This window comes from Pseudomonas sp. ADAK18 (assembly GCF_012935695.1).
GTDB lineage: Bacteria > Pseudomonadota > Gammaproteobacteria > Pseudomonadales > Pseudomonadaceae > Aquipseudomonas.
The window spans coordinates 5,720,482-5,745,049 of record NZ_CP052859.1; the positions used below are offsets into that span (position 1 = coordinate 5,720,482).

General features: G+C 57.2%; 18 protein-coding genes, 2 tRNA genes and 2 rRNA genes. 7 read left to right on the forward strand and 15 right to left on the reverse strand.

Annotation, left to right across the window (positions count from 1 at the left end; translation table 11 throughout):
- Window positions 1–15: 15 nt before the first annotated feature.
- The 4 genes from HKK55_RS26020 to HKK55_RS26035 form a co-directional block, all read right to left on the reverse strand.
- Window positions 16–1,398 carry a pitrilysin family protein gene (locus HKK55_RS26020; protein ID WP_169357236.1) on the reverse strand — a complete coding sequence of 461 codons (1,383 nt, stop codon included), beginning with the start codon at window positions 1,396–1,398 and terminating at the stop codon, window positions 16–18.
- A gap of 69 nt (window positions 1,399–1,467) precedes the next feature.
- Window positions 1,468–3,126: a Na/Pi cotransporter family protein gene (locus HKK55_RS26025; protein WP_169357237.1), complete on the reverse strand. Its 1,659-nt coding sequence runs from the start codon at window positions 3,124–3,126 to the stop codon at window positions 1,468–1,470.
- 212 nt (window positions 3,127–3,338) lie between these two features.
- Complete coding sequence (locus tag HKK55_RS26030; RefSeq protein WP_169357238.1) at window positions 3,339–4,106, reverse strand: TerC family protein; 768 nt, start codon at window positions 4,104–4,106, stop codon at window positions 3,339–3,341.
- Window positions 4,107–4,170: 64 nt separating this feature from the next.
- Entirely contained in the window at window positions 4,171–5,478 is a 1,308-nt protein-coding gene (locus HKK55_RS26035) for a CitMHS family transporter (RefSeq protein ID WP_155585992.1), read from the reverse strand.
- Between the two features lie 264 nt (window positions 5,479–5,742).
- Here HKK55_RS26035 and HKK55_RS26040 point away from each other — a divergent pair, with 264 nt between their 5' ends.
- Window positions 5,743–6,144 (forward strand): GFA family protein, encoded by a 402-nt coding sequence (locus HKK55_RS26040; RefSeq protein ID WP_169357239.1) that lies wholly within the window; start codon window positions 5,743–5,745, stop codon window positions 6,142–6,144.
- 93 nt (window positions 6,145–6,237) lie between these two features.
- Here HKK55_RS26040 and HKK55_RS26045 read toward each other — a convergent pair whose 3' ends face one another.
- From HKK55_RS26045 to HKK55_RS26095, 11 genes are all read right to left on the reverse strand, one after another.
- Window positions 6,238–8,199 (reverse strand): DUF4105 domain-containing protein, encoded by a 1,962-nt coding sequence (locus HKK55_RS26045; RefSeq protein WP_169357240.1) that lies wholly within the window; start codon window positions 8,197–8,199, stop codon window positions 6,238–6,240.
- Entirely contained in the window at window positions 8,196–8,516 is a 321-nt protein-coding gene (locus HKK55_RS26050) for a DUF2388 domain-containing protein (RefSeq protein WP_155585990.1), read from the reverse strand. The genes HKK55_RS26045 and HKK55_RS26050 overlap by 4 nt, the downstream gene beginning before the upstream one ends.
- Before the next feature lie 26 nt (window positions 8,517–8,542).
- On the reverse strand, window positions 8,543–8,851 hold the full coding sequence (locus HKK55_RS26055) for a DUF2388 domain-containing protein (protein ID WP_169357241.1): 309 nt from the start codon (window positions 8,849–8,851) through the stop codon (window positions 8,543–8,545).
- A 107-nt stretch (window positions 8,852–8,958) separates the two neighbouring features.
- Window positions 8,959–9,279, reverse strand: coding sequence for a DUF2388 domain-containing protein (locus tag HKK55_RS26060; protein WP_169357242.1), 321 nt, complete (start codon window positions 9,277–9,279; stop codon window positions 8,959–8,961).
- 162 nt (window positions 9,280–9,441) lie between these two features.
- Window positions 9,442–9,648, reverse strand: a complete 207-nt coding sequence (locus tag HKK55_RS26065; protein ID WP_169357243.1) for a DUF1127 domain-containing protein — start codon at window positions 9,646–9,648, stop codon at window positions 9,442–9,444.
- Window positions 9,649–9,909: 261 nt separating this feature from the next.
- Complete coding sequence (locus HKK55_RS26070; RefSeq protein ID WP_169357244.1) at window positions 9,910–10,125, reverse strand: DUF1127 domain-containing protein; 216 nt, start codon at window positions 10,123–10,125, stop codon at window positions 9,910–9,912.
- Window positions 10,126–10,443: 318 nt separating this feature from the next.
- Entirely contained in the window at window positions 10,444–11,937 is a 1,494-nt protein-coding gene (locus HKK55_RS26075; RefSeq protein WP_169357245.1) for an acetyl-CoA hydrolase/transferase family protein, read from the reverse strand.
- A gap of 180 nt (window positions 11,938–12,117) precedes the next feature.
- On the reverse strand, window positions 12,118–13,554 hold the full coding sequence (locus HKK55_RS26080; RefSeq protein ID WP_169357246.1) for an NAD(P)(+) transhydrogenase (Re/Si-specific) subunit beta: 1,437 nt from the start codon (window positions 13,552–13,554) through the stop codon (window positions 12,118–12,120).
- Entirely contained in the window at window positions 13,554–13,874 is a 321-nt protein-coding gene (locus tag HKK55_RS26085) for an NAD(P) transhydrogenase subunit alpha (protein WP_169357247.1), read from the reverse strand. The genes HKK55_RS26080 and HKK55_RS26085 overlap by 1 nt, the downstream gene beginning before the upstream one ends.
- A 15-nt stretch (window positions 13,875–13,889) precedes the next feature.
- Window positions 13,890–15,011: a Re/Si-specific NAD(P)(+) transhydrogenase subunit alpha gene (locus HKK55_RS26090; RefSeq protein ID WP_169357248.1), complete on the reverse strand. Its 1,122-nt coding sequence runs from the start codon at window positions 15,009–15,011 to the stop codon at window positions 13,890–13,892.
- A 448-nt stretch (window positions 15,012–15,459) separates the two neighbouring features.
- Window positions 15,460–16,359: a LysR family transcriptional regulator gene (locus tag HKK55_RS26095; protein WP_169357249.1), complete on the reverse strand. Its 900-nt coding sequence runs from the start codon at window positions 16,357–16,359 to the stop codon at window positions 15,460–15,462.
- A gap of 158 nt (window positions 16,360–16,517) precedes the next feature.
- Between HKK55_RS26095 and HKK55_RS26100 the strand changes: the two genes are divergently transcribed.
- From HKK55_RS26100 to HKK55_RS26125, 6 genes are all read left to right on the forward strand, one after another.
- The gene (locus HKK55_RS26100; protein WP_029290432.1) at window positions 16,518–17,699 is read left to right on the forward strand and encodes an acyl-CoA dehydrogenase; all 1,182 of its coding nucleotides are present in this window, start codon (window positions 16,518–16,520) and stop codon (window positions 17,697–17,699) included.
- A 13-nt stretch (window positions 17,700–17,712) separates the two neighbouring features.
- On the forward strand, window positions 17,713–18,933 hold the full coding sequence (locus HKK55_RS26105; protein WP_169357250.1) for a CaiB/BaiF CoA-transferase family protein: 1,221 nt from the start codon (window positions 17,713–17,715) through the stop codon (window positions 18,931–18,933).
- Window positions 18,934–19,573: 640 nt separating this feature from the next.
- Window positions 19,574–21,110, forward strand: a 16S ribosomal RNA gene (locus HKK55_RS26110).
- An 83-nt stretch (window positions 21,111–21,193) separates the two neighbouring features.
- Window positions 21,194–21,270, forward strand: a tRNA-Ile gene (locus HKK55_RS26115).
- Window positions 21,271–21,300: 30 nt separating this feature from the next.
- Window positions 21,301–21,376: transfer RNA gene (locus tag HKK55_RS26120), tRNA-Ala, on the forward strand.
- A 236-nt stretch (window positions 21,377–21,612) separates the two neighbouring features.
- Window positions 21,613–24,504 (forward strand): 23S ribosomal RNA (locus HKK55_RS26125).
- Together the 16S and 23S rRNA genes with 2 tRNA genes alongside form the textbook arrangement of a ribosomal RNA operon.
- Window positions 24,505–24,568 lie beyond the last annotated feature (64 nt).

The window sequence follows — 24,568 nt, forward strand, 5'->3', positions numbered from 1 at the left end:
TTTATCGGGGCTTCATTACGCAATCCCTTTGCGATAACGGCGGATGCCGAGCAACACAATCATAATCAGCCCCAGCACGCCGCCTGCGATCCAGCTCAGGGCATCGTAACTGAACAAGGGTTTCTCGATGCGCCAGTACCCGGGCTGCTTGAAGACCTGCCGCAGGGCCTGGTTGGTCTGTTCAAGGCTGACGGCCTTGATGCGCTTGACCGGGTCACTGAAGTGCCCGTCGGCGTAGTCGCCCGAGGCGCTCCAGTAATAGTCGGCCAAGGCACTGTTGCCCTGCACCGCCCAGGCTTGGCGGGCGATAGCGGCCTGTTGCAGACGAGCGAACGTGGCCGGTTCGAGGCCGTCCTTGAGTAGTTGAGCCTTGAGCGTTTCCAGCACCTGCTCGGCTTCGGGCAGGTTTTCCCGATCAAGGTCGGCATTGAGGCTCAGGAAGCCGACGCCGCCGAGCACTTCCCGCTCGGTCCAGGGGCCATAGGACAAACTGTGCTTGAGCCGCAGCTGACGATACAACGCCCAATCCAGATAGTCCTTGAGCAGGTCGTAGGTTTCATCGTGCTGGTCATCCAGTACTGGCTCGGGGAACAGCCAGTGCAGCTTGGCACCGTCGCCGACCCAGCCGTGGATCAGATCGCGACGCGTGGCGGCCGCGTGCTGGATTTCCGGCAGAGGGTGATGCTCGGTGGGGTCAACCGGGTCGAGCTGGCCGTAGGTGCGTTCCAGATAGGCCGGTATCAGTTTGTCGAGGTCGCCGACGATGATCAGGGTCATGTTATTGGGGGCGTACCAATCCTTGCGCAGCTTTTCCAGTTGGGTGTGGGTCAGGTGGTCGACGTCGGCGCGCTCGGCACATTTGAGGCCCAGTTCCACTGCCAACTGGTTGCTGGCGCTATGGCCCAGGTCTTGGCGATCCAGCAGGCGTTGCAAGTGTGAATAGTGGCCGCCGTCTTCCCGCTCGACGACTTGTTTAGCGGCGATGACTGCTGCATCGGTCAATTCGGTGCGGGTCAGGATCGCCAGCAGCAGGTCCAGCACCTTGCGCTGGTTCTGTGCGGGGGCTTCGATGACGAAGGTGGTGTCGGCATTGCTGGTATAGGCGTTCCACTCTCCGCCCAAGGCTTGCATCTGCTCTTCCAGGGCGCCTTCGCCACCACCGTCGATACCGCTGAACAGCAGGTGTTCCAGCAGGTGCGGCAGTTCCTTGTCCTGGCAACCGAAGTCATCCAGGCCCACGCCCACCACCAGACGAATGGCCACATGCCCGCGCTCGGTGCCCGGTTTGAGCAGCAGTTGCAGGCCGTTGGGCAGCGTATAGCCTTCGACCTGCAGGCGATCAAAGGCAAAAGAGTGTGCCGAGCCCATCAGCAGGCAGGCGAGTAGCAGGCGACGCATAAGCAGATTCCCTGGCAGAGAGTGTATTTCTCCCGTCAGCTATAACTGACTTCTGTGTCTGCCGGACGTTCAGGGCGAATGAGTGATGTCGGCAATATTGTCTGCCCCCAGCGCTCCGATTTCGGAAGTTTCCAACACCACATAAGCACTGCTGCAGAACAGCGAGTTCAGACGTTTCATGTCGGCAATCAGCTCCAAGTGCAGGGAGCTGGTCTCCAGGCTTTGTACGATCTTGCGCTGCAAACGGCTGACGTGGGCGTGGGCCAGGCGCCGCTCCTGGGCGCGGAAGCGGCGTTTTTCCCGCAGCAGTTGCCGGGCGCTTTCCGGGTCGGCACTGAGGAACACCGAGAGGCCCAGGCGCAGGTTGGCGATCAGTTGGCTTTGCAGGCCGGCCAGTTCTTCCAGGCCGACTTCTGAGAAAGAGCGGCGTTGGGAGGTCTTTTGCTGCTGGACCTTGCGCAGCATGCGCTCGATCAGGTCCCCGGCCAGTTTCAGGTTGATCGACAGTTCGATGATCTCGGCCCAACGGCGGCTGTCTTGCTCGCTGAGGTCTTCGCGGGGCATTTGCGCGAGGTAAAGTTTGATGGCGCTGTAGAGCGCCTCGACGTCGTCGGTCAGGCTGCGTATTTCCTGGGTGATAGCGGTCTGCTTGCCCCGCAGCACTTCCAGCATTGCGGTGAGCATGTTGTCGATCAGGTCCCCCAGGCGCAGGGTTTCGCGGGCCGCGTTGGCCAGCGCCAGGCTTGGGGTGGCCAGTGCTGTCAGGTCCAAGTGACGTGGCTTGGCCAGGCCGTTGACCTCTTCACGCTCCGGCAGCAGCCAGGCGCACAGGCGGGCCATTGGGCCAATGGTGGGCAACAGGATCAGGCAGCGGGTGACGTTATAGAGCAGGTGGAAGGAGATCACCATGCCTTGGGGGCTGTAGTCCAGGCTGTCCATCCACTTCACCAGCGGATCGAGGACCGGGATGATCAGCAGTAAACCGATCAGCTTGTACAACAAGCTCCCCAAGGCCACCTGGCGACCGGCGGCGTTCTGCATGCTGGTGCTGAGAAAGGCCAGCACGCCGCTGCCGATGTTGGCACCGATCACCAGGCCGATGGCCACGTGCAGGCTGATGACGCCTGCGCCTGCCAGGGTGGCGGTCAGCAGGACGGCGGCCAGGCTGGAGTAGGAAATCATTGCGAACAGCGCGCCGATCAAGGCGTCGAGCAAGATATCGCCGGTCAGTGAGGCGAACAGGACTTTGACGCCCTGTGCATGGGTAATGGGGCCGGCGGCTTCGACGATCAATTGCAGTGCGAGGATGATCAGGCCCAGGCCAATACCGACGCGGCCCATTTGCCCGGCGCGGGTCTGTTTGCGCGACAGGAAGAAAATCACCCCAAGAAAAATCAACAGCGGCGACAGCCAAGACAGGTCTAACGTCAGCACTCGGGCCATCAGCGCGGTCCCGACGTCGGCGCCCAGCATGGTTGCCAGGGCAGGCATCAGGCCCATCAGGCCCTGGCCGACAAAGGAGGTCACCAGCATTGCCGTAGCGTTACTGCTTTGCACCATGGCGGTCACGAGGATGCCGGCGATAAACGCCAGCCAGCGCTTGGACATGTTCTGCCCGATGACTTGGCGCAAGTTGGAGCCGTAAACCCGCAGGATGCCGGTACGGACAATGTGCGTGCCCCAGATCAACAGGGTCACGGCGGAAAGCAGATTGAGCAGGGTCAGCATGCTCGGCCCCCTGTATTGAGTCGTGCCCCACAGGGGCAAGTAATAGTGCCGCGTGCTGTTCTACGTCTTGTACTTAAGCTGTAGTTGGCGAATGGGCTCTGCGCCAGCATCGCATAGCTAAAGATGGGATTGAAACAAAACTGTCATGAAATCAGCTTTTTGCAGATGAAAAAAAGGGGCTCGAGAGCCCCTTTTTCAGCAGCGGGTCAAGCTTATTGACCCGGAATGTCCTTGCGCAGTTTCACAGGGTCCTGCTGTTTCTTCTTTTTCGCGATGGCGGTGCGCATCTTGATATTCACCGCTTCTACTGCCAGGGAGAAGGCCATGGCGAAGTAGACGTAGCCTTTCGGTACGTGCACGTCGAAGGCTTCGGCGATCAGCACGGTACCCACCACCAGCAGGAACGACAGCGCCAGCATTTTCAACGACGGGTGTTTGTCGATGAATTCGCTGATGGTGCCAGCGGCCAGCATCATCACCAGTACGGCGACGACGATCGCGGCGACCATCACCGGGACGTGGGACACCATGCCGACGGCGGTGATGACCGAGTCCAGGGAGAACACGATGTCGATGATCGCGATCTGGATGATGGTGTAGATGAACTTGCCGCCCTTGCCGCCCGGCTCTTCGTGGGTTTCGTCTTCACCTTCCAGGGCGTGATACATCTCCTGGGAGCTTTTCCACAGCAGGAACAGACCACCGAAGAACAGAATCATGTCGCGACCGGAAATGCCCTGGCCGAAGACCACGAACAGATCGGCGGTCAGTTGCATGACCCAGGTGATCGACAGCAGCAACAGGATTCGCGTGACCATGGCCAGGGCCAGGCCGAAAATCCGGGTGCGTGCCTGCATATGCTTGGGCATGCGGCTGACCAGGATCGAAATCATGATGATGTTATCGATGCCCAGGACGATCTCGAGAGCCGTCAGGGTGAAGAAGGCAATCCAGATTTCCGGATTGGTCAGCCATTCCATGTGTATTCCTTTGAGCAAGTGTTAAACCGCGCCAGCTGAAGCGCCGCGCGGTGAGTCGGTACGATTATAGAGTGCTGAACAGCGGAAAAATCCCCATCAGCAACGCGGCGACCATTATGCACAGGCACACCAGCACTGCCCACTTGAGGGTAAAGCGCTGGTGATCGCCAAACTCGATACCGGCCAGGGCCACCAGCAAGTAGGTCGAAGGTACCAGCGGGCTCAACAAGTGCACGGGCTGCCCAACGATCGAGGCGCGGGCCATTTCCACGGCGGTGATGCCGTAGTGGCTGGCGGCTTCGGCCAGTACCGGCAATACGCCGTAGTAGAAGGCATCGTTGGACATGAAGAAGGTGAACGGCATGCTGACCAGTGCGGTGATCACTGCCAGATACGGACCCAGAGCCTCAGGGATCACCGCCAGCAGGCTCTTGGACATGGCATCGACCATGCCGGTGCCGGACAGAATGCCAGTGAAGATACCGGCGGCGAAGATCAGCCCGACCACCGCCAATACGCTGCCGGCGTGGGCGGCGACACGGTCTTTCTGCTGTTGCAGGCACGGGTAGTTGACGATCATCGCGATACTGAAGGCCACCATGAACAACACCGGCAGCGGCAACAAGCCGGCAATCAGGGTACACATCAGGGCGAAGGTCAGGGCACCGTTGAACCAGATCAGCTTCGGACGACGGGCGTCCGGGTATTGCGAGACGCTGATTTCGCTGTGGTCGATTTCATCGCCTTGCAGGTGCAGCTCACCGAGACGCGCACGTTCGCGCTTGCCGTACATGTAGGCAATCACCAGGATCGCCACTACACCGGCCGCCATTGCTGGAATCATCGGTACGAAAATATCTGACGGGTCCACATGCAATGCGCTGGCGGCACGGGCGGTCGGGCCGCCCCAAGGTGTCATGTTCATCACACCGCCGGCGAGGATGATCAAGCCGGCCATGATCCGCGGGCTCATGCCGATGCGCTGGTACAGCGGTAGCATGGCGGCCACGCAGATCATGTAGGTGGTGGCACCGTCACCGTCCAAGGACACGACGAGTGCCAGCACGGCGGTACCGACCGAGACTTTCAGCGGGTCGCCCTTGACCAGCTTGAGGATCTTGCGCACGGCCGGGTCGAACAGGCCGGAGTCGATCATCAAGGCGAAATAGAGGATGGCAAACATCAGCATCACGCCGGTCGGCGCGAGCTTGGTGATGCCTTCAAGCATCATCGGGCCGATCTTCGGTGCAAAACCACCGAACAGCGCGAACAGAATCGGGACAATGATCAGGGCGATCAGCGCGGACAGGCGCTTGGTCATGATCAGGAACATGAACGTGATGACCATGGCAAAGCCAAGGAAAGTCAGCATAGGAATACTCCAGGCGTAGCGCGGCTAGGGAATGGCGAACCGGTAGGGGTCAGCGCAGAACGAAAAACGCGAGGCGTACGGGTGGAGTCGGGACAAACAGGCGGGTACGAGGGGACATCGGGAATCACCATTGTTGTTGTTAACAACCGGTCTGTTGCCGGTAGTGGGGGGCGATCCTAGACCTGGAAGCTTTCAGCCAGCTTTCGCTGAACAAACAGGCGACGGGGAGTAATCTGACGGATTGATGGCCCAGGGAGGTGGGAAATGAGTGAGCAACACGTAGGTGGCTGCCATTGCGGCAGCGTACGTTACCGGTTCGATGGAGCGTTGGTGGACATTGCCCATTGTCACTGTTCGATTTGCCGACGCGTTAGTGGTGGGCTGGTGACGACCTGGATCACCCTGCCCCGATCAGCGTTCGCCTGGGTCACGGGGCAGCCTGCGCGGTACGATTCTTCGGCAACGTGCGTACGGTATTTCTGTTCGAATTGTGGGGCGCAGTTGGCACTGGTGACGCAACTGAGCCCGGAAAGCATCGATGTGACCATCGCGACGCTGGATCACCCTGAGCGGGCACCGGCAGATCGGCATATCTGGGTGGAAAACCGATTGCCGTGGTTGCATCTGGATGAGCAGTTGCCGGAGGAGGATGGCGAGGTGCTATAGATGGTCAAATGTGGGAGCGGGCCTGCTCGCACATTTGGACTGTAATCCCCTGTGGGAGCGGCGGTGCGACGATTCGACTTGCCTGCGATGCCTTCAAGGCAATTCCAATCCACCGGCCGCTTTGTGCAACGCACGCAAGTGTTCACCCAGTTGCTTGAGATTGGCTTCGCTTGCGGCAATCTGCGCAGCGCGAGACGGATCAAGCAGCGCCCTCACCTCTTTATCCAGATCGCCGGTCAACGACTGCAACTGCTTCTGGCGCGAGGCGCTTTCCGATTCCAGGCGTTGCGATTCGGCGGGCTGCGGCAGGCCGTAACCGCTGCTGCCGAGCAATTCTGCCGGACGGCTGAGGAAGCCGCTGTTGGCGAGAATCTGCTGCAAGGTGGCATTGGCCTTGTCCATCCCGCCGTTCTTCAGTTCCCGGGCGCCGAGGTAGCGTTGCTTGACCTCATCCTGAGCCAGCATCAGTTGCCGGCGGAAGCTCGCCTGCTCCAGCAGCAGCAAGGCCGCGCTGGTGCGCAGGTCGGCCTTATCGAACCATGGGCGTCGCTCTTCGGCGCTTAGCGCCAGCCAATCTTCAACCTGAGCCTGTTTGATGGGCAGGTGTTTGCGCAGCACCTCGAACATCGCCTGGTAGCGCTCGCGGAAGGAATCGAAGTGATAGCCCAGTCGCAGGGCCTCTTTAGGGTCGTCCAGCACGCTGGTGTCGGCCAGACCCCGGCCCTTCAATACTTCCAGCAAACCGTTGGGGGTGATGTTGTCCAAACCGGTCAGTTGCGGGTTGGCGCTGCCGCTGCGTAACAGTTTCAGGCCCTCCACCGCGCAGTTGTTGGAGAGGAAGAAGTAATTGCCGTCGTAGCTCCAGTGCATCTCGGCGGCGTGTTCGACGGTGTCGTTGATTTCTTGGCGCGTCAGAATCAGCGGTACCGAGGCCAGGCTGCGCAATTCGGTCTTGGTGTATTCGTCGATCACCTGGGCCAGCGGCAGCACGAACAACCGTGATGGGTACTTGCCCACCAGGCCATCCCAGCTCGACAGCTGTACGTCACCCACGAAGGCGCGGTAGGACAACACCAGGTGTTGGTCCAGATCCAGCCGACAATCTGGGCCCCGAGGCCGTCCGGGCGCGCAGATCACCAGGCGCAACATGCTATGGCCCCAGCGGCTCACCAGGTTCTGGTTGGCTTCGGCCAGCAGGTAGTCGATGGCGTATACCCGTTCCGGGTCGACCTGGCCGAGGGGCGTTTTGGCGAAATCATTGCCGGCATTGAGGAACGCGAACGTCTTGGCGCAGGTGTCCTTGGCAGGCGGCGCCCAGCCGAAGTGTTCTTGGTAATAGCGATACAGCGCGGGACGTCGGCAGGCGTAGCTTGGGTCAAGAAGGAAGTACTCCATGTTGACCGCGACGAACTCCAGAGGGCTGGTGGTTTCGTAGATGTCCGGGCTGCGCGCGACTTGGTGGTTGTTCTGTTCGCGTACGCCACGACGGCCGACATATTGCGGCCAGCCGGCGAGATCCAGCAGGCGCGGGTCATCGCTGAGGGTGAAGCGGCGGTCATTTTGGCCTCGGCATTGATCGGGCAGGCCGATCAGGCCGGTGATGTTGTTCTGTCGGCTGCAACGCTGGATCAGCGCGCGGTCGGCGCTGGACCACAGGCGAGCGCGGTCGTAGATGTGGGTCAGCTCATGCAGCACGGTGGCGAGCATTTCCCGGCGCACGGTGCCGTGGGGGCGGTTGGTCTGTTTAGTCGCGGCACTGCCGTCGGTGAGGCTGGCCAGCAGGTTGCGATTCAGGTCCAGTTCGGACACCAGCGAAGCCTGGCCGTAAGCGTTTGCGGGCATATTGTCGGTCCAGCCGACGTCGATGCGTCGGTCCAACTGCTCGATGAAGCGCGGTGGCAAGGATTGCATGGCTTCATCAAGCAATGCCTGGCTGGCCTGCTGTTCGGCGGGGCTCAAGCCATCGGTCTTGAGCCGCAGTTGCAGGCTGGCCTGGGCTGCGCTGGCACACAGCAACACAGTCCCGGCGAGGAGCCAGGCGGCGAGACGCCTCACAGTGCGAGGATGGCTTCGGCGAGGACCTGATCACTGGCGTCACGGGCTTCGGGCACGCGGGTACGCAGGGTATCGAACGCGGCTTCCAGTTGGGCGCCGCGAATATCGCCGTTGGTGGCGACGAAACTGGCAGCGTCGTCGTGGGCTTCGCGCACGACTTTGGAGTCACGGATCGAGGTGGTGGTGTCTGAGGTGAAATCAATGGTGCGGCCAAAGGCACGAACAATGATGTTACTGGTGGCCTTCAGGGTTTGCGCCTGGGCAACATCGGTCAACAGCAGCAGGCCGAGGGCGGCGGCGATCAGCGATCTACGCATGGGGTGACTCCGAAACATGAAGATGGTTATTGGACGAGAATTGCCTGGGCCAGTTCAAGGTCACTGGCTTTAAGTTTTGGCTGGGTGCGACGCAGATAATCCAGCGCTGACTCCAGTCGGGCTCCCCGCCATTGGCCGTCAGTGGCAATGAAAGCAGCAGCGTCATCCTGGGCGGCCAGTATCAGTTTATGGTCGAACGGTGCGGAGGTCACTTTGCTGGTGGCATATGCACTGACAACGACACTCTGGGTGGACAGATCAAAGGCCCGAGCCGATACCGACCAGCAGGCAGAAAGCAACAGGGGAACGATCAACAGGCGGTATGAAAAAGCCATGGGACTCGACAACTGAAAACGAGCGCCAAGGCTAGCGTAATGCCCGGGCGAGAGCCAGCGGCGCCGAATCAGGGAGCGGTTGGCGCCCCCTTCGTTCCGACCTGCGGTCAGATGGCCAGGATGGCCTGGGCCAACTGAGCGTCAGTGGCCGTGTTCAGTTGTGGAGCCTGTTGGCGGATCTGTGCCAAGGCGCTTTCCAGTTTCACGCCGCGAATGGCGCCTTCACTGGCGACAAAGCTGGCAGCGTCGTCACGGGCAGCGCGTACGACTTTGTTGTCACGCAGGGAAGAGGTTGCATCGGAGCTGGCGTCGGAAGTGGCTTTCAGCGCGCCGACAATCGAATCCGTGGTCATGATCAGGCTGGTCGCATTGGCATTGGCAGCCAGGGCCAACAGGGCGGCGGCACTCAACAGGCGAAGACGGGACATGGGGTGACTCCAATAATGAACGAAAAAGGTGGCGAACAGCCGCTACTGTTTAAAGCGGGACGTTGTTGCCATTGGGCATCAGACGCCCGTTCTACAGGGTTCGCCACGCGATGACAGGATATTAAGCTGCCGTTTATCCGTTCGGATAGCCCGTTGTGGTGATTACTCACGCCAGAAAGGTTTGGACAGTTCTTCCATTCGGTCACTGTGGCTGATGCCCGCGTCGGATAATTCCCGAGGATCCAACTGGGCAAGCTGGCGCCGTGTATGGGCACGTCGTGCCCATTGGGCCAGGGCCGAAGCGATCTGGAGTAAGGCGCGCTTGAAGAACTGACGGCTTGATTGTGCGACGAGGGTGCCCGAGGTCATGGCTAGAGCCTTTCGTGAGGTTCTGGAACACCATGTTGGGCGGATCAGGCTTATCGATACAGATACACCAAGGCTAAATTGTACTGGTTAACTGTTTTGTTTTTTAAACTGTACCTGTTGCTTTGCAAGCCTTCTGTGTGCGACCCGAAACTCAAACCCCAGAAACAACAAAACCCGCCTCCGGTTACCCGGGGCGGGTTCTGCTACAACAATTCGGGATGCTGGCGGTGGACCCGGTGGGTCAGGGCCAGCGGACGCTAATTAGCGCCAGAACGGCTTGCTCAGCTCTTCGTAGCGTTGAGCTTCGCTGATACCGGCGTCAGCCAGCAGACGCGAGTCCAGACGAGCCAGTTGATGGCGGCTGGAGATGCGGCGCTGCCACAACATCAGGTTGGCGATAACGCGCAGAGCCAGGGAGGCCTGGGTGTTTACAGCTTTTTCTTCGAAGAACAGATCGGAACTGAGTGTACGTTCCATGATGACATCCTTCCGCTTGTGGCGGGATTAGGTAGTGGTTTAACTGATGCCAATGATCCTCCTCCCGCGCAAGACTCTCTAGATACAGTTCACCTGTATTGTGAGGGGCCAGTTAACTGTTTATAGGGGCTGTACTGTACGGAAATGGGGCAACTGTATCTGTCTGCCCTGAAATGGTGCGAAATAGGCATTTTTGGAAGCAGCGGTGGGATTTTTCGGTAGGAAGTGACCGGTACAGCAGTACAGTTTTTTGCAAAATGCTCTGTGACAACTACGGGCTGATGAAACTGTATTTGCATCAGCCCGGATCTGTACCAATCAAGCCTTCAACATGTGCCCGGTTTCTTCCAGGTTGATGTGCCAGCTCAGTGCTTCGCGCAGGATGTGCGGCGTGTGGCCGCCTATCGCGCAGGCGTTGGTGAAGTAGCTGTTCAAGGCGTCCCGGTAATCAGGATGCACACAGTTATCGATGATGACCCGTGCCCGCTCCCGTGGCGCCAAGCCGCGCAAGTCTGCCAGGCCGATCTCGGTGACGAGGATATCGACGTCGTGCTCTGTGTGGTCGACATGGCTGACCATCGGCACCACGCTGGAAATCGCCCCACCCTTGGCAATCGACTTGGTGACAAAGATCGCCAGGTGCGCGTTACGGGCGAAGTCGCCCGAGCCACCAATCCCGTTCATCATCCGCGTGCCGCAGACGTGAGTAGAGTTGACGTTGCCGTAGATATCGAACTCCAGCGCGGTGTTGATGCCGATAATGCCCAGGCGGCGCACTACTTCAGGGTGGTTGGAGATTTCCTGCGGGCGCAGCACCAGCTTGTCTTTGTAGTGTTCCAGATTGCCGAACACGTCAGCGTTGCGGCGCTCTGACAAGGTGATGGAACTCCCCGAGGCGAAGCTCAGCTTGCCGGCGTCGATCAGGTCGAATGTCGAATCCTGCAGCACTTCGGAGTACATGGTCAGGTCTTCGAACGGCGATTCGATCAGGCCACACATCACCGCGTTGGCGATGTTGCCGATGCCGGCTTGCAGCGGGCCGAGCTTGTTGGTCATGCGGCCGGCATCCACTTCCTGCTTGAGGAAGTTGATCAGGTGGTTGGCGATCCATTGGGTGTCGTGGTCGGGCGGCGTCACAGTGGAGGCGGAGTCCGCCTTGTTGGTGATGACGATGGCGACGATTTTTTCCGGCGGGATCGGGATCGCGGTGCTGCCAATGCGGTCGTCGACCTTCACCAGCGGGATCGGCGTGCGGGTGGGGCGATAGGTCGGTATATAGATGTCGTGCAGGCCTTCCAGGTTTGGATTGTGCGCCAGGTTGATCTCAACGATCACTTGCTTGGCGAAAATCGCGAAACTGGCGGAGTTGCCCACGGACGTGGTGGGAACGATATGACCTTGTTCGGTAATCGCCACGGCCTCGATCACGGCGATGTCTGGCAGCTTGAGTTGATTGTTGCGCAACTGCTCGACGGTTTCCGAAAGGTGCTGATCGATAAACATCACTTCGCCGGCGTTGATCGCCTTGCGCAAGGTGCTATCGACCTGGAACGGCATACGCCGCGACAGTACGCCGGCCTCGGTCAGTTGCTTGTCCAGGTCGTTGCCCAGGCTGGCGCCGGTCATCAAGGTGATTTTCAGCGGCGAGGTCTTGGCCCGTTCGGCCAGGGCGTGAGGCACGGCCTTGGCTTCACCGGCGCGGGTGAAGCCGCTCATGCCGACGGTCATGCCGTCCTCGATCAGTGCAGCGGCATCAGCCGCGCTCATGACCTTGTTCAACAGCGAAGGCAAGCGGATACGATCACGGTGCATGGATGGTTATCTCGGGCTACGGAAGCAAGATGCGCAGTCTAGTGATTTCAAAAAGTTTCGTCCCGCTACCATGGTCGAATGCCGGGCAGCGATTTAGAGCCTTCTGTCGGGTTTTCAGCGGTAATAAAAAACCCCAGCCTACTAAAGGCCAGGGTTTTGGGTATTGCGCTGGCGCAGTGTTTATTCGACGGCTTTAACCATATCTTCGATGACCTTTTTGGCATCGCCGAAGACCATCATGGTCTTGTCCATGTAGAACAGTTCGTTGTCCAGGCCGGCATAGCCGCTGGCCATCGAGCGCTTGTTGACGATGATGGTCTTGGCCTTGAACGCCTCGAGAATCGGCATACCAGCGATCGGCGAGTTGGGATCGTTCTTGGCGGCCGGGTTGACCACGTCGTTGGCGCCCAACACCAGCACCACGTCGGCCTGACCGAACTCGGAGTTGATGTCTTCCATCTCGAACACCTGGTCGTAAGGCACTTCTGCCTCAGCCAGCAGTACGTTCATGTGGCCGGGCATGCGACCGGCAACTGGGTGGATCGCGTACTTCACGGTCACGCCGCGGTGGGTCAGCTTCTCGGTCAGCTCTTTCAGGGCATGTTGCGCCCGCGCTACCGCCAGGCCGTAGCCCGGGACGATGATCACGGTGTCGGCGTTGGTCAGCAGGAAGGTGGCGTCGTCCGCCGAGCCGGATTTCACTGGGCGTGCTTCTTTCGAGCCAGCAGGACCTGCGGCATCCGTTGTGTTGCCAAAGCCGCCGAGCAGTACATTAAAGAAGGAGCGGTTCATCGCCCTGCACATAATGTAAGAGAGGATCGCACCGCTTGAGCCCACCAGTGAGCCGGCGATGATCAACATCGAGTTGTTCAGCGAGAAGCCGATGCCTGCTGCTGCCCAGCCGGAGTAGCTGTTGAGCATCGAGACAACCACCGGCATGTCGGCGCCGCCGATCGGGATGATGATCAACACACCCAGCACAAACGCCAATGCCAGCATCAGGGCGAAGGCGTTGAGGTTGCCGGTGAACATGAAGGTCAGACCCAGACCCAGAGTGGCCAGGCCTAGCGCCAGGTTCAGTTTGTGCTGGCCGCCGAACTGTACCGGTGCGCCCTGGAACAGGCGAAACTTGTACTTTCCCGACAGCTTGCCGAAGGCGATCACGGAACCGGAGAAGGTGATTGCACCAATGGCTGCGCCGAGGAACAGCTCCAGGCGGTTACCGGCAGGAATCGAATCTCCAAGATGTTTGACGATGCCCAGGGACTGCGGCTCGACCACGGCGGCGATGGCAATAAACACTGCAGCCAAGCCGATCATGCTGTGCATGAAGGCCACCAGCTCCGGCATCTTGGTCATTTCCACACGCTTGGCCATGATCGAGCCAGCGGTACCGCCGACCAGCAAGCCGACGATGACGTAGCCGATGCCCGCTGTTGCCAGCTCGGCACCGAGCTTATAGATGAGACCTACGGTGGTGAGAACCGCCAGCGCCATGCCGAGCATGCCGAACAGGTTGCCGCGTCGGGAAGTGGTTGGGTGTGACAGGCCTTTGAGGGCCTGGATAAAGCAGATCGACGCGATCAGGTAGAGCGTCGTGACCAGATTCATACTCATTACTTTTGCACCTCTGCTTTAGCCTTGGGCGCTTTCTTCTTGAACATCTCAAGCATCCTGCGAGTAACCAGGAAACCACCAAACACGTTCACCGCGGCGAGGGCCACGGCCAGGGTGCCCATGGTCTTGCCCAGTGGTGTAACGGTGAGCGCGGCTGCCAGCATGGCGCCGACGATCACAATCGCCGAGATGGCGTTGGTCACGGCCATCAAGGGCGTGTGCAGCGCTGGTGTCACGTTCCAGACCACGTGATAACCGACATAAATCGCCAGCACGAAGATGATCAGGTTGTAGATACCGGGGGAGATAAGCTCTTCCATCGTCTGAATCCCTGCTTAGGCGTTTTTGCGGATGACTTGGCCGTCGCGGCACATCAGGCACGCGGCGACGATGTCGTCTTCGAGGTTGATTTCAAACTGCCCTTCCTTAGTGAAGACCAGCTTCAGGAAGTCCAGCAGGTTGCGCGCATACAGTGCCGAGGCATCGGCGGCGACAGCGCCTGCCAGATTGGTGGGGCCACAAATGGTCACGCCATTTTCGACGATAACCTGGTCGGCCACGGTCAGCGGGCAGTTGCCGCCTTGGGCTGCTGCGAGGTCGATGACCACCGATCCGGGTTTCATCTGCGCGACGGTTTCGGCGCTCAGCAGTGTTGGGGCTTTGCGACCGGGAATCAGGGCCGTGGTGATGACAATGTCAGCTTGCTTGGCCCGCTCGTGTACGGCCAGGGCTTGGCGCTGCATCCAGCTGGCAGGCATGGGGCGGGCGTAACCGCCGACACCGACGGCGCATTCGCGTTCTTCATCGGTTTCGTAGGGGACGTCGACGAACTTGGCACCCAGGGATTCAATCTGCTCCTTTACTGCCGGACGCACGTCGGACGCTTCGATGACAGCTCCCAGACGTTTTGCCGTAGCAATCGCCTGCAGGCCTGCCACCCCGGCACCAAGAATCAGCACGCGAGCGGCTTTTACTGTACCTGCGGCGGTCATCAGCATCGGCATGAAGCGCGGGTAGTGATGAGCAGCCAGTAACACAGCCTTATAACCGGCGATGTTGGCTTGGGAGGACAGCACGTCCAGGCTTTGCGCACGGGAAGTACGTGGCGCCGCTTCAAGGGCGAAGGCGGTGATGCCGCGCTCGGCCAGCTTGGTGATGGTTTCGTTGCTGAACGGATTGAGCATGCCCACCAATACGGTGCCGCTTTTGATCAGCGTCAGTTCGCTGTCGTTGGGGGCAACCACCTTGAGGATCAGCTCGGCGCCAAACGCGTCGCTGGCACTGCCAATGGTGGCGCCTGCCGCCTCATAGGCACTGTCGACGACACTGGCATTGACGCCTGCGCCGCTTTGTACAGTGACCTTGTGGCCCTGGCCGATCAGCTTCTTGATGGTTTCCGGGGTTGCAGCAACCCGCGTTTCACCGGTCTGGGTTTCGAGAGGAACACCAATGTGCACGTCAAATCTCCTGCATGATCTTTTTGCTTTTGATTTTGTAAAAAGGCCAGTGCACCGCGAGTGGCGCATCTGGGGCGGCCGATCAGCACGATCCCGCTGAAATGGCAGCGGGGCGCGGCATTTTGCAGGCGAACTTTACGGCCTTCAAGGGATTATGACGCGTGACGAAAAATTAACTACAAGTCACCCTGTGACTGATTGTCGCAACACTTCGAAATAACCTCTTTAAATACAGGTGTTTAAAGGGTTCCAGGTGAAAATTGGGGTTTTTCCCATCGCCACTATGAATAAGTGAGTATGGGTCCTGAATAGTCGCTATAAGCCACGTAGTCAGAGGGTTGTTCGATGATTTTAGACAGACAGGTACAGTCTGTTGAATTGCGACATATCCGTATATCTGTAGGCCTTTAAATTAATTGACTACAAGGTCAATAAAATGAATTTCCCTTTAAGCATTGGGGTTGTAGCGCTGTGACTGGTCCATCAGCCAGTCCTTGAACGCATGCAGAGAGGCTGATTCGACCTTTCTCTCGGGAATCATCAGGTAATAGGCCTTGGAGCTGGCCAATACCTGAGGGCTGGCGACCACTAGCTGGTGCTCATTTAACTCCCGCTGAATAAGGAAGGGCGGGATCAGCGCGACTCCCATGTCATGCATGGCCGCCTGGGACAACATGGAGAATAGCTCGTAGCGCGGGCCTGTCATGTCGCGGGGAATATTCAACTGCTGCGCGTTGAACCACTGGCGCCAGGCGTAAGGTCGGGTGGTTTGCTGCAAAAGAGGCAGCTCGGCGATTTCCTGTGGGCTGAAATGTGTTCGGTTCCCCAGCAGGCGGGGGCTGCACACGGGAAGTGGGTTTTCTCCCATAAGTCTGTGGGATTCGGTGCCGGACCAATCGGCGTCGCCGAAGTAGATAGCGGCGTCGAATTCGGTATCGGCGAACAGGAAGGGTCGTGTGCGGTTGGTGAGGTTGACGGTGACTTCCGGGTGTCGGTGCTGGAAATCCTTAAGGCGGGGGATCAACCACTGGGTGCCGAAGGTTGGGACCACGGCCAGTTCGATGACATTGGTGCCCTGCTGACCCATCACGGACAGCGTATCCCGTTCCACTGCATCCAGTTGCGTGGCGACTCGGCGGCTATAAGACAGCCCTGCTTCTGTCAGTTTCACTCCACGGCGAGAGCGTCGAAACAGCTCGACACTCAAAAACTCCTCAAGGCTGGCGATCTGTCGACAGATGGCGCCTTGAGTGATGGAAAGCTCCTGTGCGGCCTTGGTAAAGCTCTCATGGCGGGCTGCGGCTTCAAAGCTGACCAAGGCTGTGGTGCTGGGGATCTTTCTACGCATGTACCGTACCCTCACTAATAGAGGGCATATATACCCTTTTGAATTGTTACGGAGTGAGAAATTAGCACAAGGCTATGCAAAAACCTCGTTTGCCCTCCTCGCCTGCCGGGCCTAGGCTCCATGCACGACTTTTGGTTTTACTTCGAGAGGGTTTTCTCATGGGTGGCAAGGCAAGCTTCAACTGGATCGATCCACTGTTGCTGGATCAACAGCTCACTGAAGAAGAACGCATGGTGCGCGACAGCGCCGAGCAGTTCGCCCAGGACAAGTTGGCGCCTCGTGTCCTGGAAGCCTTCCGCCATGAAAAGACCGATCCTGCGATCTTTCGCGAAATGGGCGAAACCGGCTTGCTCGGTGCGATGATCCCGGAGCAGTACGGTGGTAGCGGCTTGAACTACGTCAGCTACGGTTTGATCGCCCGGGAAGTGGAGCGCGTCGACTCTGGTTATCGTTCAATGATGAGTGTGCAGTCTTCACTGGTCATGGTGCCTATTAATGAATTCGGCACCGAAGCGCAAAAGCAGAAATACCTGCCGAAGCTGGCGTCGGGCGAATGGATTGGCTGTTTCGGCCTGACCGAGCCTAACCATGGCTCTGACCCTGGCGCGATGATTACCCGTGCGCGCAAGGTGGATGGCGGCTATAGCCTTACCGGCAGCAAAATGTGGATCACCAACAGTCCCATTGCTGATGTGTTCGTCGTCTGGGGTAAAGACGATGCCGGCGACATTCGTGGCTTTGTACTAGAGAAGGGCTGGAAAGGTCTGAGTGCTCCAGCGATTCACGGCAAAGTCGGCCTGCGCGCCTCTATCACCGGTGAAATCGTTATGGATAACGTATTTGTGCCGGAAGAAAACATCTTTCCGGATGTGCGTGGCTTGAAAGGCCCGTTCACGTGCCTCAACTCGGCGCGTTACGGGATCTCCTGGGGGGCGCTGGGGGCTGCGGAGTTCTGCTGGCATACGGCGCGTCAGTACACGCTTGATCGTCAGCAGTTCGGGCGCCCGTTGGCGGCTACTCAATTGATCCAGAAGAAGCTGGCAGATATGCAGACCGAGATCACCTTGGCGCTGCAGGGCTGTCTGCGGTTGGGGCGCATGAAGGATGAGGGGACGGCTGCGGTCGAGATCACTTCCATCATGAAGCGCAACTCGTGCGGCAAATCCCTGGATATCGCGCGTATGGCGCGTGACATGCTTGGGGGGAATGGTATCTCTGATGAGTTCGGGATTGCCCGTCACCTAGTCAACCTTGAAGTGGTGAATACCTACGAAGGTACCCATGACGTGCATGCGCTGATCCTGGGGCGTGCGCAAACCGGTATTCAGGCGTTCTATTAATAGGAGGACGACCATGGGCGCGCTATCGCACCTGCGGGTACTGGATTTGTCGCGAGTGCTGGCGGGCCCTTGGGCTGGGCAGATTCTGGCGGACCTTGGGGCTGAGGTGATCAAGGTCGAGCGACCTGGTAACGGCGATGACACCCGTGCATGGGGGCCACCCTTCCTCAAGGATGCTTACGGCGAGAATACCAGCGAGGCGGCGTACTACTTATCGGCCAATCGCAACAAGGAGTCGGTGACTATCGACTTCACGCGCCCGGAGGGGCAGAAGCTGGTGCGCGACCTGGCAGCGAAGTCGGACATCCTGATCGAGAACTTCAAGGTGGGTGGCTTGGCGGCTTATGGGTTGGATTATGAGTCGCTGAAGGAGATTAATCCTGAATTGATCTATTGCTCGATTACGGGTTTCGGCCAGACGGGCCCCTATGCCACTAGAGCGGGTTACGACTTCATGATCCAAGGGCTTGGCGGGCTTATGAGTCTGACCGGTCGGCCTGAGGGTGATGAGGGAGCTGGGCCGGTGAAGGTGGGCGTGGCGCTGACCGATATCCTGACGGGGCTCTACTCAACGGTTGCGATTCTGGCGGCTATGGCGCATCGCGATCATGATGGCGGTGGCCAGCATATCGATATGGCCTTGTTGGATGTGCAGGTGGCTTGTCTGGCCAATCAGGCGATGAACTACCTGACCACGGGTGTCCCTCCAAAGCGGTTGGGCAATGCGCATCCGAATATCGTGCCTTATCAGGATTTCCCCACGGCGGATGGTGACTTCATCCTGACGGTGGGTAATGACGGGCAATTTCGCAAGTTTGCTGAGGTGGCTGGGCAGTCGCAGTGGGCGGATGATCCGCGGTTTGTCACCAATAAGCTGAGGGTTGCCAATCGGGCGGTGCTGATTCCATTGATTCGTCAGGCTACGGTGTTCAAGACAACGGCTGAATGGGTGGCGCAACTTGAGCGAGTGGGTGTCCCTTGTGGGCCTATCAATGATTTGGCGCAGGTGTTCGCCGATCCGCAGGTGCAGGCTCGCGGCCTGGCTATTGAGCTGCCTCATGCATTGGCCGGTATGGTTCCCCAGGTGGCTAGCCCTATCCGCCTTTCCAAGACGCCTGTTGAGTACCGCAGTGCGCCTCCCTTGCTGGGTGAGCACACTCGCCAGGTGTTGGAGCAAGTGCTGGGGATGTCGCCCGCAGGTGTTGCTGCGTTAAGGGCGGCCGGGGTCATCTGATTCCGTTCTTCTATATATAGAGGGCGGGTTGCTCTCTATATATAGAAGAGCTGCTCGTTTTTTAACCATTCCTAAGTAATTGATAGAAAAGCAAAATTAGGGGTTGACGGCAGATTCTGGAAGTCTATAATTCGCCCCACTTCCGGCGCAGTCGAAACGGAAAACTCCTTGGTAAACAAAGAGTTATGTAGGTTTCGACAGCGAGCTGCTTCAGATCATCGAAGCCCAGAAGGAGTTGATAAGGCGGTGTTGTTTAGCCCTGTCAACGGTTCGATCTTCTCGGTCGAAAGCGGAGAAAAAGAGGTGTTGACAGCAGCGTGTAACGCTGTAGAATTCGCCTCCCGCTAACGAGAGATCGGAAGCGCAAGTGGTTGAAGTTACAAAGGAAACTTTGAAAACTTCTTAAAAAAATCGCTTGACAGTAACAGGGGCTGCTGTAGAATGCGCGCCTCGGTTGAGACGAAAGATCTTAACCAACCGCTCTTTAACAACTGAATCAAGCAATTCGTGTGGGTGCTTGTGGAGTCAGACTGATAGTCAACAAGATTATCAGCATCACAAGTTACTCCGCGAGAAATCAAAGATGTAACCAACGATTGCTGAGCCAAGTTTAGGGTTTCTTAAAAATCCAAAGATGTTTGAACTGAAGAGTTTGATCATGGCTCAGATTGAACGCTGGCGGCAGGCCTAACACATGCAAGTCGAGCGGTAGAGAGAAGCTTGCTTCTCTTGAGAGCGGCGGACGGGTGAGTAATGCCTAGGAATCTGCCTGGTAGTGGGGGATAACGTTCGGAAACGGACGCTAATACCGCATACGTCCTACGGGAGAAAGCAGGGGACCTTCGGGCCTTGCGCTATCAGATGAGCCTAGGTCGGATTAGCTAGTTGGTGAGGTAATGGCTCACCAAGGCTACGATCCGTAACTGGTCTGAGAGGATGATCAGTCACACTGGAACTGAGACACGGTCCAGACTCCTACGGGAGGCAGCAGTGGGGAATATTGGACAATGGGCGAAAGCCTGATCCAGCCATGCCGCGTGTGTGAAGAAGGTCTTCGGATTGTAAAGCACTTTAAGTTGGGAGGAAGGGCAGTAAATTAATACTTTGCTGTTTTGACGTTACCGACAGAATAAGCACCGGCTAACTCTGTGCCAGCAGCCGCGGTAATACAGAGGGTGCAAGCGTTAATCGGAATTACTGGGCGTAAAGCGCGCGTAGGTGGTTCGTTAAGTTGGATGTGAAATCCCCGGGCTCAACCTGGGAACTGCATTCAAAACTGACGAGCTAGAGTATGGTAGAGGGTGGTGGAATTTCCTGTGTAGCGGTGAAATGCGTAGATATAGGAAGGAACACCAGTGGCGAAGGCGACCACCTGGACTGATACTGACACTGAGGTGCGAAAGCGTGGGGAGCAAACAGGATTAGATACCCTGGTAGTCCACGCCGTAAACGATGTCAACTAGCCGTTGGGAGCCTTGAGCTCTTAGTGGCGCAGCTAACGCATTAAGTTGACCGCCTGGGGAGTACGGCCGCAAGGTTAAAACTCAAATGAATTGACGGGGGCCCGCACAAGCGGTGGAGCATGTGGTTTAATTCGAAGCAACGCGAAGAACCTTACCAGGCCTTGACATCCAATGAACTTTCTAGAGATAGATTGGTGCCTTCGGGAACATTGAGACAGGTGCTGCATGGCTGTCGTCAGCTCGTGTCGTGAGATGTTGGGTTAAGTCCCGTAACGAGCGCAACCCTTGTCCTTAGTTACCAGCACGTAATGGTGGGCACTCTAAGGAGACTGCCGGTGACAAACCGGAGGAAGGTGGGGATGACGTCAAGTCATCATGGCCCTTACGGCCTGGGCTACACACGTGCTACAATGGTCGGTACAGAGGGTTGCCAAGCCGCGAGGTGGAGCTAATCCCACAAAACCGATCGTAGTCCGGATCGCAGTCTGCAACTCGACTGCGTGAAGTCGGAATCGCTAGTAATCGCGAATCAGAATGTCGCGGTGAATACGTTCCCGGGCCTTGTACACACCGCCCGTCACACCATGGGAGTGGGTTGCACCAGAAGTAGCTAGTCTAACCTTCGGGAGGACGGTTACCACGGTGTGATTCATGACTGGGGTGAAGTCGTAACAAGGTAGCCGTAGGGGAACCTGCGGCTGGATCACCTCCTTAATCGACGACATCAGCTGCTCCATAAGTTCCCACACGAATTGCTTGATTCATTGAAGAAGACGATAAAGAAGCAGCCCGAAATTGGGTCTGTAGCTCAGTTGGTTAGAGCGCACCCCTGATAAGGGTGAGGTCGGCAGTTCGAATCTGCCCAGACCCACCAATTTTGTGTGGGAAACGCCTGTAGAAATACGGGGCCATAGCTCAGCTGGGAGAGCGCCTGCCTTGCACGCAGGAGGTCAACGGTTCGATCCCGTTTGGCTCCACCACTAACTGCTTCTGTCATGTAAAGCTTAGAAATGAGCATTCCATCGTGATGATGGTGAATGTTGATTTCTAGTCTTTGATTAGATCGTTCTTTAAAAATTTGGGTATGTGATAGAAAGATAGACTGAACGTTACTTTCACTGGTAACGGATCAGGCTAAGGTAAAATTTGTGAGTTAAATTGCGAATTTTCGGCGAATGTTGTCTTCACAGTATAACCAGATTGCTTGGGGTTATATGGTCAAGTGAAGAAGCGCATACGGTGGATGCCTTGGCAGTCAGAGGCGATGAAAGACGTGGTAGCCTGCGAAAAGCTTCGGGGAGTCGGCAAACAGACTTTGATCCGGAGATGTCTGAATGGGGGAACCCAGCCATCATAAGATGGTTATCTTACGCTGAATACATAGGCGTAAGAGGCGAACCAGGGGAACTGAAACATCTAAGTACCCTGAGGAAAAGAAATCAACCGAGATTCCCTTAGTAGTGGCGAGCGAACGGGGACTAGCCCTTAAGTGGCTTTGAGATTAGCGGAACGCTCTGGAAAGTGCGGCCATAGTGGGTGATAGCCCTGTACGCGAAAATCTCTTAGTCATGAAATCGAGTAGGACGGAGCACGAGAAACTTTGTCTGAATATGGGGGGACCATCCTCCAAGGCTAAATACTACTGACTGACCGATAGTGAACTAGTACCGTGAGGGAAAGGCGAAAAGAACCCCGGAGAGGGGAGTGAAATAGATCCTGAAACCGTATGCGTACAAGCAGTGGGAGCCCACTTTGTTGGGTGACTGCGTACCTTTTGTATAATGGGTCAGCGACTTATTTTCAGTGGCGAGCTTAACCGAATAGGGGAGGCGTAGCGAAAGCGAGTCTTAATAGGGCGTCTAGTCGCTGGGAATAGACCCGAAACCGGGCGATCTATCCATGGGCAGGTTGAAGGTTGGGTAACACTAACTGGAGGACCGAACCGACTACCGTTGAAAAGTTAGCGGATGACCTGTGGATCGGAGTGAAAGGCTAATCAAGCTCGGAGATAGCTGGTTCTCCTCGAAAGCTATTTAGGTAGCGCCTCATGTATCACTGTAGGGGGTAGAGCACTGTTTCGGCTAGGGGGTCATCCCGACTTACCAAACCGATGCAAACTCCGAATACCTACAAGTGCCGAGCATGGGAGACACACGGCGGGTGCTAACGTCCGTCGTGAAAAGGGAAACAACCCAGACCGTCAGCTAAGGTCCCAAAGTTATGGTTAAGTGGGAAACGATGTGGGAAGGCTTAGACAGCTAGGAGGTTGGCTTAGAAGCAGCCACCCTTTAAAGAAAGCGTAATAGCTCACTAGTCGAGTCGGCCTGCGCGGAAGATGTAACGGGGCTCAAACCATACACCGAAGCTACGGGTATCACGTAAGTGATGCGGTAGAGGAGCGTTCTGTAAGCCTGTGAAGGTGAGTTGAGAAGCTTGCTGGAGGTATCAGAAGTGCGAATGCTGACATGAGTAACGACAATGGGTGTGAAAAACACCCACGCCGAAAGACCAAGGTTTCCTGCGCAACGTTAATCGACGCAGGGTTAGTCGGTCCCTAAGGCGAGGCTGAAAAGCGTAGTCGATGGAAAACAGGTTAATATTCCTGTACTTCTGGTTATTGCGATGGAGGGACGGAGAAGGCTAGGCCAGCTTGGCGTTGGTTGTCCAAGTTTAAGGTGGTAGGCTGGAATCTTAGGTAAATCCGGGATTCTAAGGCCGAGAGCTGATGACGAGTTACCTTTTAGGTAACGAAGTGGTTGATGCCATGCTTCCAAGAAAAGCTTCTAAGCTTCAGGTAACCAGGAACCGTACCCCAAACCGACACAGGTGGTTGGGTAGAGAATACCAAGGCGCTTGAGAGAACTCGGGTGAAGGAACTAGGCAAAATGGCACCGTAACTTCGGGAGAAGGTGCGCCGGTGAGGGTGAAGGACTTGCTCCGTAAGCCCATGCCGGTCGAAGATACCAGGCCGCTGCGACTGTTTATTAAAAACACAGCACTCTGCAAACACGAAAGTGGACGTATAGGGTGTGACGCCTGCCCGGTGCCGGAAGGTTAATTGATGGGGTTAGCTAACGCGAAGCTCTTGATCGAAGCCCCGGTAAACGGCGGCCGTAACTATAACGGTCCTAAGGTAGCGAAATTCCTTGTCGGGTAAGTTCCGACCTGCACGAATGGCGTAACGATGGCGGCGCTGTCTCCACCCGAGACTCAGTGAAATTGAAATCGCTGTGAAGATGCAGTGTATCCGCGGCTAGACGGAAAGACCCCGTGAACCTTTACTATAGCTTTGCACTGGACTTTGAATTTGCTTGTGTAGGATAGGTGGGAGGCTTTGAAGCGTGGACGCCAGTTCGCGTGGAGCCAACCTTGAAATACCACCCTGGCAACTTTGAGGTTCTAACTCAGGTCCGTTATCCGGATCGAGGACAGTGTATGGTGGGTAGTTTGACTGGGGCGGTCTCCTCCTAAAGAGTAACGGAGGAGTACGAAGGTGCGCTCAGACCGGTCGGAAATCGGTCGTAGAGTATAAAGGCAAAAGCGCGCTTGACTGCGAGACAGACACGTCGAGCAGGTACGAAAGTAGGTCTTAGTGATCCGGTGGTTCTGTATGGAAGGGCCATCGCTCAACGGATAAAAGGTACTCCGGGGATAACAGGCTGATACCGCCCAAGAGTTCATATCGACGGCGGTGTTTGGCACCTCGATGTCGGCTCATCACATCCTGGGGCTGAAGCCGGTCCCAAGGGTATGGCTGTTCGCCATTTAAAGTGGTACGCGAGCTGGGTTTAGAACGTCGTGAGACAGTTCGGTCCCTATCTGCCGTGGACGTTTGAGATTTGAGAGGGGCTGCTCCTAGTACGAGAGGACCGGAGTGGACGAACCTCTGGTGTTCCGGTTGTCACGCCAGTGGCATTGCCGGGTAGCTATGTTCGGAATAGATAACCGCTGAAAGCATCTAAGCGGGAAACTAGCCTCAAGATGAGATCTCACTGGGACCTTGAGTCCCCTGAAGGGCCGTCGAAGACTACGACGTTGATAGGTTGGGTGTGTAAGCGCTGTGAGGCGTTGAGCTAACCAATACTAATTGCCCGTGAGGCTTGACCATATAACACCCAAGCAATTTGCGTCGAAAGGCCAGATTGCGGTGTGTGAAGACGATACAAACCGAA

Bases quoted from the DNA above. Each gene is read 5' to 3' on its own strand.
- HKK55_RS26100 (WP_029290432.1), top strand. From the start codon at position 16,518: ATGGGTGGCAAGGCAAGCTTCAACTGGATCGATCCACTGTTGCTGGAT.
- HKK55_RS26065 (WP_169357243.1), bottom strand. From the start codon at position 9,648: ATGACCTCGGGCACCCTCGTCGCACAATCAAGCCGTCAGTTCTTCAAG.
- HKK55_RS26055 (WP_169357241.1), bottom strand. From the start codon at position 8,851: ATGGCTTTTTCATACCGCCTGTTGATCGTTCCCCTGTTGCTTTCTGCC.
- HKK55_RS26085 (WP_169357247.1), bottom strand. From the start codon at position 13,874: ATGGAAGAGCTTATCTCCCCCGGTATCTACAACCTGATCATCTTCGTG.
- HKK55_RS26095 (WP_169357249.1), bottom strand. From the start codon at position 16,359: ATGCGTAGAAAGATCCCCAGCACCACAGCCTTGGTCAGCTTTGAAGCC.
- HKK55_RS26030 (WP_169357238.1), bottom strand. From the start codon at position 4,106: ATGGAATGGCTGACCAATCCGGAAATCTGGATTGCCTTCTTCACCCTG.
- HKK55_RS26075 (WP_169357245.1), bottom strand. From the start codon at position 11,937: ATGCACCGTGATCGTATCCGCTTGCCTTCGCTGTTGAACAAGGTCATG.
- HKK55_RS26105 (WP_169357250.1), top strand. From the start codon at position 17,713: ATGGGCGCGCTATCGCACCTGCGGGTACTGGATTTGTCGCGAGTGCTG.
- HKK55_RS26020 (WP_169357236.1), bottom strand. From the start codon at position 1,398: ATGCGTCGCCTGCTACTCGCCTGCCTGCTGATGGGCTCGGCACACTCT.
- HKK55_RS26025 (WP_169357237.1), bottom strand. From the start codon at position 3,126: ATGCTGACCCTGCTCAATCTGCTTTCCGCCGTGACCCTGTTGATCTGG.
- HKK55_RS26035 (WP_155585992.1), bottom strand. From the start codon at position 5,478: ATGCTGACTTTCCTTGGCTTTGCCATGGTCATCACGTTCATGTTCCTG.
- HKK55_RS26060 (WP_169357242.1), bottom strand. From the start codon at position 9,279: ATGTCCCGTCTTCGCCTGTTGAGTGCCGCCGCCCTGTTGGCCCTGGCT.
- HKK55_RS26040 (WP_169357239.1), top strand. From the start codon at position 5,743: ATGAGTGAGCAACACGTAGGTGGCTGCCATTGCGGCAGCGTACGTTAC.
- HKK55_RS26080 (WP_169357246.1), bottom strand. From the start codon at position 13,554: ATGAGTATGAATCTGGTCACGACGCTCTACCTGATCGCGTCGATCTGC.
- HKK55_RS26050 (WP_155585990.1), bottom strand. From the start codon at position 8,516: ATGCGTAGATCGCTGATCGCCGCCGCCCTCGGCCTGCTGCTGTTGACC.
- HKK55_RS26070 (WP_169357244.1), bottom strand. From the start codon at position 10,125: ATGGAACGTACACTCAGTTCCGATCTGTTCTTCGAAGAAAAAGCTGTA.